Below are 6,435 nucleotides of genomic sequence, written 5' to 3'. Positions count from 1 at the left end.
GCGCGTGCCCGGATGCCTCGCTGCCAGTTATCTGACCACCTCGCTCCATCTCACAACTGCCTGAAAGCAAGGTGCATGGATCATTCCCCATCGCTCAATAGAACGGTGCGTGCCGAACAGTACTGGCAGGAGTGCCCGCATCACTTACCATCACACCAGATCCGCGCGCGTGAACGCCGCCGCCACCGGGTAGCCCTTGGCTTCGATGGCTTCGCGGCCGCCTTCGGAGCGGTCCACCAGGATGAGGGCGAAGGCCACCTTGCCGCCTTCTTCTTCGATGGCCTCAATGGCCTTCAGCGTGGAGCCGCCGGTGGTGATGACGTCATCCACAACGACGACGGGCTGGGTGGTGATGAAGTTTCCTTCGATGCGTTTGCCACGGCCGTGGCCCTTGGCTTCCTTGCGCACCACAAAGGCCTGCACGGGCGGTGTATCGCCGGCGATGCTGGAGCTCATGGCTACCGCGAGCGTGATGGGATCCGCACCCATGGTCAGGCCGCCGAGGGAGCCGATGCTCAGGCCGCGCTTCGCTTCTTCTTCACGCAGCAGCGCATGCAGCACGCGCCCCACCAGCACGGCACCGCGGGAGTCCAGCGTGGTCACGCGGCAGTCCACGTAGAGATCGCTCTCCTTGCCGGAGGCCAGGGTGAATTTGCCGGTCTTGATGGACTTGGCTTTGAGAATTTGCAGGAGTTCTTCGCGGTCTTGCTGGAGGGACATGGGAGTGGGGGAGGTTAGTTGCTGGAAGCTGGAGGCTCGGTGTTGGATTCAGCAGCGGCGGCGTGGGCGTCGCTGCTGGGAAGGGGCTCTTCGGAGGGTGATTCGGCGGCAGGCTGTTCAGGCTCGGACTCCATCTCCATTTCAATCTCAATCTCGGATTCCACTTCGATGTCAGCCTCATCTTCCGCCTCGGGCTCTGCGTCAGCGTGTTCGGCTTCGGGGGCTGTCTCGGCCTGAGGCTCAGAATCCGCTGCTTCCGGGGCCGTCGCAGCGGCGGCTTCAGCATCCTTTGGTGCCTCGGCGTCCGGCGTGGGCACCACACCATCCACCGTGAGCGTCACGCCCACGGCCTTGGCCGCCGCAGCAGCAGGGCCGCCGAAGGCCAGCAGGGTGGCGACTTCGTCCTGCATGTCGGCGATTTCATCCAGGCGGAGTTCGGGATCGCGCACGATGAAGATCTCGCCGGTCTTCTTGTTTTCGTAGAAGAGCATCTTGGCACCATCCACTTCCTTCTCGGCAGTCTGGGAGAGCTGGCGCTTCCGCTCCAGCATGAGGGCGAGGATGTAGCGGGCGTTTTCGGTGCGGGGATCACCTTCCTCAATGAAGCGCTGCAGGAGGGCCTGCGCGCTTTCCTTCGGGGTGATCTCCGGCTTCGCCTCGGCAATGACTTTGGAGTAGATCGTCTTCCAGGCGGCCACGGGCTTGCGCTGCTCCAGCTCCTGCGCCCAGGCTTCAGCGCAGACGTCACGCCTCACATAGCCGTTCTCCTCCGGATCGAAGTAGATGGTGGTGTGAAAGCTCTCTCCGTCCTCAAACGGACGGCCGGTGACGGCGCAGGTGTGCGCGCGGCTGCGGATGGACCAGTTTTGCTGCATCTGGGATGTTTAAAGTTTCAGGGTCAAAGTTTCAAGCGGCCGGGGCATTGGGCAGCGCAGTGCCGCCGCTGCGGTTGCGCGGCCGGGCGATCTGAGGCTTGCGCTTGGAGAGACGCAGTTTGAAACTCGGCAGATCACGGTTCTGCGAACGGTAATGGAACAGGACAAGGCCAAGGGTGCCAAATATCAGGTGCGGCATCCACACGGTGAGCCAGGGCGGAAAATGCCCGCCTTTGCCCAGATTCAGGAACAGATTGTTCATGAACATGTAGATGAAGAAAATGAACACGCTGCCCGCAATGCCCCCGACCGAGCCCCGGCGTGAGTAGGCCACCCCCAGCGGCGCAGCCACCAGCACCAAAGCCATGGCCTGCCACGGCAGGGCAAAGCGCTGCCAGAAGTGGGTGCGAAACGGCGCGAGCTTGTCATCCGCCGCTCTTGCATGGGCGCTCAGATAGGAGACCAGCTCCGGTACGCTCATGAAATCAGGCCGCAGCGCATAGCTCACGAGGCTCCAGGGCGTCTCCTCGATCCCGCTCACTTCCAGGACTCTCTGACCCTCAGCTCCTTTGGGAAAGGGCCGGATGGTGGCGAGGTTGCCGTTTTCATAGATCAGCTCCTCGCCGTCATAAAAGCGCCAGCCGGCACGTGGCGACCAGCCCACCGTGGGTGCGATGATGGTGCGCGAGGGCCGCCCCTGATCGTCTTCCTCACGGATTTGCACTCCATGCATGCGCTCGTGCCCGCTGCGCAGGGAAAAGGGGAAGGTGGCCACATACCAGGTGCGGTGGCTCTGCTCATTATGAAACATGATGCCAAACGCCATGATGGAATCCGCCGCATGCACCTTCATGCCGCTAAAAACGGCCTCACGATTGCCCTCGGCACGCGGCGCCCAGTAGTAGCTGGCCGCCATGTTCAGCATGCAGGCATAAACACTGGTGACAAAGATCGGGCGCAGCACCCGGAACAGGCTCTGCCCGGTGCCCAGCATGGAAATGAGCTCGTTGGCCTTGGACATCCGGGTCAGGGAGTACAGCACCGCCAGCAGCAGGGCCACCGGCAGGATCTGCGTGTACACGGAGGGGAGCATCCCCAGATAAAAGGTGATCACCCGTACCACGCCGATTTTGGATTCCTGAAATTCCTTCAGATTGTCCAGCAGATCCATGATGATCCACAGGGTGAAGAAGGACACAAAGCAGAACACCAGCGGATGCAGGAAGGTGCGCAGGGTGTAGCGCTCCAGAATGCCGATGCGCCGGTAGTATTGCAGCGCAAAGGGAACCGACAGAAACACCAGCGCGATGAACACCAGCTTGAAGGCAAAGGCCACCGGCTCCGGCGGTTCGCCCATTTCCGTCATGTGCGAATGCGCGATGTAGTCGACCAGATCACTCGCGATGGACCACACGGCCATGGACACGGAGGCCACGCTGACGGGAAACATCAGACGGCGCAGATCGCCCCAGCGCCGCCAGATCACGATCAGCAAAACCGGGATACCCAGCCGGACCCAGAGATTGAGATAGGGCAGCACTCGGGAGAGCACCAGAATGCTCTCCGGCACGTCCACCTGCGCCTGCTGCGCCTGCTGCAGCGCGGCATCCACCGCATCATCCGGGTGCGTGCGGTGCCAGCCCATGAGCATGGAGATGATCAGCAGGGTGATGGCCACGGCAAAAGAACTCCGTCCCAAATAGGGGAGTTCACGCGCCTTTTGCCAAGCCTGGATCATACGTTGCTGCCACTTCATGCCGTCAAGAGAGCCCTGAGAGTCGGTTAGAGCCGCCGATGCGTCAAGGGGGCACGGCCCCCGGATAAAAAGAAGCCCGGAGCTGCAGGCCGTAGGACGGGTGTGGCGACAGCCCGCCCGTCCATCAGCGTACGGCAAACACTGGAGACTTCGAACGTCCTCGCAGTCGGGCGGTTTGGCGAAGCGTGCGATGGAGCATCCGAGTACGCTCGACGCCAAACACGCCCAACCTACGACCGAGCTCCGCCCGCCGGGAACGCAGCCTTGGAAGTAGGCCAAAAAAAAGCCCGGAGCTTTGAACTCCGGGCTTCGAATTTTGAGACTGGTTGCAGGGGCCAGATCAGTTCACGTCCAAGCACACGCCTTCAGTCGTGCTGCGGGCAAAGATTTTGCCATTGGCGAGGATCGGATAGCTCCAGACCTTGCCATCCAGCACGTCCTTGCGCGCCACTTCCTTGTACTTGTCCGGGCTGGCTTCGACGACAACGATTTCACCCTTGTCGCTGGTGGCGATGATCTTGTCTCCTGCGAGGATGACCTGGCCGGGGCCGAAGCCTTTCTCCGCCCATTTATCTTCGCCCGTGCGGATGTCCACGCAGGCCAGAGGGCCGGCGCCGTATTCCTTGAAGCTGAACATGCCGTAGAGGTAGCCGTCTTTCACCACCGGGGTGCTCCAGTGGTTGAAGCACTGGTTTTCACGACGCCAGATCTGCGTCGCTTCCAGCTTGCCGCCGCTCTTGCTGATCTTGAAGGCACCGGCGCCTACGCCATAACCGGCGGAGCAGTACACGATGTCTTCAAACACCACCGGGGAGGCGGCGGTGCTCACTTTGTAAGGGAAGGGGGCGCGCCAGATCACGCTGCCCTTTTGAGGATCCACGGCGACGAGGCCGGTCTGCGTGAAGAAGATGGCCTGGTGCACGCCGAGAATGTCCGCCAGCACCGGCGTGGCGTGGGTCATCTTGTCGTCTTCACCCTTCCACACGATCTTGCCGGTGTTCTTGTTCAGACCGATGAGCGCCTGTCCTGCACCACCGCCGGCGAGGAGCAGCACGTCTCCGTCGATCACGGGAGAAGCGGCGTTTTCCCATTTGATCTGCACGCCGGCGTTGTCCTTCATCACGTCGTGCTTCCAGACTTCCTTGCCAGTGGCGGCGTCGAAGCAGAAGACACCCAGCATGGAGTCGATGACGTACACTTTGCCAGCATTCACCACGGGGGTTGAGCGGGAGCCGTCGCCGCCTTTGTTGTCAGGCGTGCCGGAGTCACCGCCGCCGGTGTATTTGGGCACGATGCTCAGCGGCTTGCTCCACAGTTGCTTGCCGGTCTTTTCGTCGAGGCAGACGAGTGTTTCACCGCTGTTGCCGTCGGTTTCGCCCGTGACGAGCGTGTAGACCTTGCCGCCTGACTCAGCAAAGGAGCTGAAGCCGAGATTGGTGGGCGATTTCCAGACCTGCTTGAGGCTCCATTTGGCATTGGCCAGGGCCGGGACGACGCCATTGCCGGAAGGCCCCCGGAAGGTTCCCCAGTCGGTGGAATCAGCGGAGAAGGCAGTCGTGGCCAGTGCCAGACCGAGTACGGTGGTGAGGTGAGTGCGTGTCATGGGAAAGAAATGGAACGAGTGAGGCCAGGGGGCTCTTTCGGTACAACGCAGCCCGCACAGCATCTGCTTGCACGATTACGCGCTACTCCGTGGGCCTGCGGGAGCGCGGCTCGCGCGTCACCGTATCGCCGCTGCCTGCACAGGTGACGAAGGGACCGTCCGCCATCGGCGCGGTCTTGGTGAAGCCGACGTCGGGCATGTCGCTGGGCTTGCCTTCGAGCGGGAAGTCTTTGCGCAGCGGGTGGAAGGGGTAGCCTTCCCACATCAAAATGCGGCGCATGTCAGGATGGCCGCTGAACTTGATGCCCATCATGTCATACACCTCGCGCTCATGCCAGTTGGCGGTGGGCCAGATGTCGCTGACGGTGGGGACTTCCACATCTTCCGCCACAGCGGCACGCACACGCAGGTGCTGCAGGTGGCCGTAGCCATAGAGCTCATACACCATCTCAAAGCGCGGCTCCTTGCCCATGTAGTCGAGACTGGAGATGTCCACGAGGTAGTCGAAATTCAGTTCATCACGGCAGTACGCGAGCAGCGGCTTGGTGTTGGTGAGCTTGACGACGAGCGTGTGTTCGCCACGAAACTCCTTCGTTTCCAGCACGGCATCACCGAACTTCTGCTTCAAGGCTTCAACCATTTGGGCGGCATTCATGGTCGTGGAAAATTAAGCGGTGAGTTCAGCCAGGAGTTCCTTCTTCTGCTCGGTGAAGGAGTGCTCGGTTTCGATCTTGCGCTGCAGACGCATCATGCCTTCCAGCAGGGCCTCCGGGCGCGGCGGGCAGCCGGAAATGTAAACGTCCACCGGGATGAGCTGGTCGATGCCCTGAAGCACCGCGTAGCTGCGGTACATGCCGCCGCTGGAGGCACAGGCGCCCATGGCGATGCACCACTTCGGCTCCGGCATCTGGTCCCACACGCGCTTCACCGCGAGGGCCATCTTGTAGGTCACGGTGCCGGCCACGATCATCACATCGGCCTGACGGGGGGAGAAACGCATCACTTCCGCACCGAAGCGGCTCAGGTCATAGCGGCTGCAGGCAGCGGCCATCATTTCGATCGCGCAGCAGGCCAGGCCCATCGGCATCGGCCACATGGAGTTCTTGCGCATCCAGTTGATGGCGGCGTCCATCTTGGTGAAGATGATATTGCCTTCGACCTTCGAGTCGTAAGCAGCAACGGTGGAATCAGCGGGAGCGACCATGGGAGTCAGGGGAAAATTTTAGGACCTTGAGAATTACGCCCCCTGCGCAAGGGCGGCAATCGGATTGTGAAACTTTTCACAAGCGGGGGCGCACGCGTTCAGCCTCCACGATGGCCCCGCTTTCCTCGAGAGCGCGGAAAACGGCACGTGAGACGCGCGCACTCGCCCCATTGTGCCAAGCGCCAGCGCAATTGTGCCACGTTTTGGCACTTTGGCACAATTTGGCACAATTTTTGACTCTGTGTCACTCGGCTGCATTCCTATTTAAACCATTGAT

6 protein-coding genes are annotated in these 6,435 nt (G+C 61.4%); all 6 read right to left on the bottom strand.

Annotation, left to right across the window (positions count from 1 at the left end; genetic code table 11):
- Positions 1-150 precede the first annotated feature (150 nt).
- The 6 genes from pyrE to nuoB all read right to left on the bottom strand — a co-directional run bounded on the left by pyrE (position 151) and on the right by nuoB (position 6,158).
- A complete protein-coding gene (gene pyrE / locus ACILSL_RS20085) occupies positions 151-720 on the bottom strand; it encodes an orotate phosphoribosyltransferase (RefSeq protein ID WP_395733846.1) in 570 nt (189 codons plus the stop codon).
- 14 nt (positions 721-734) lie between these two features.
- Positions 735-1,595, bottom strand: a complete 861-nt coding sequence (locus ACILSL_RS20080; RefSeq protein WP_395733845.1) for a hypothetical protein — start codon at positions 1,593-1,595, stop codon at positions 735-737.
- Positions 1,596-1,626: 31 nt separating this feature from the next.
- Positions 1,627-3,351 (bottom strand): LptF/LptG family permease, encoded by a 1,725-nt coding sequence (locus ACILSL_RS20075; protein ID WP_395733844.1) that lies wholly within the window; start codon positions 3,349-3,351, stop codon positions 1,627-1,629.
- Positions 3,352-3,691: 340 nt separating this feature from the next.
- Positions 3,692-4,954: a PQQ-binding-like beta-propeller repeat protein gene (locus ACILSL_RS20070; RefSeq protein WP_395733843.1), complete on the bottom strand. Its 1,263-nt coding sequence runs from the start codon at positions 4,952-4,954 to the stop codon at positions 3,692-3,694.
- Between the two features lie 82 nt (positions 4,955-5,036).
- Positions 5,037-5,609 carry an NADH-quinone oxidoreductase subunit C gene (locus ACILSL_RS20065; RefSeq protein WP_395733842.1) on the bottom strand — a complete coding sequence of 191 codons (573 nt, stop codon included), beginning with the start codon at positions 5,607-5,609 and terminating at the stop codon, positions 5,037-5,039.
- Positions 5,610-5,621: 12 nt separating this feature from the next.
- The gene (gene nuoB / locus ACILSL_RS20060; protein ID WP_395733841.1) at positions 5,622-6,158 is read right to left on the bottom strand and encodes an NADH-quinone oxidoreductase subunit NuoB; all 537 of its coding nucleotides are present in this window, start codon (positions 6,156-6,158) and stop codon (positions 5,622-5,624) included.
- Positions 6,159-6,435 lie beyond the last annotated feature (277 nt).

Source organism: Prosthecobacter sp. (assembly GCF_044222345.1).
Lineage (GTDB): Bacteria > Verrucomicrobiota > Verrucomicrobiia > Verrucomicrobiales > Verrucomicrobiaceae > Prosthecobacter.
Note: the sequence above shows the minus strand (reverse complement) of the source record. Positions and strands in the feature narration are given on the sequence as shown.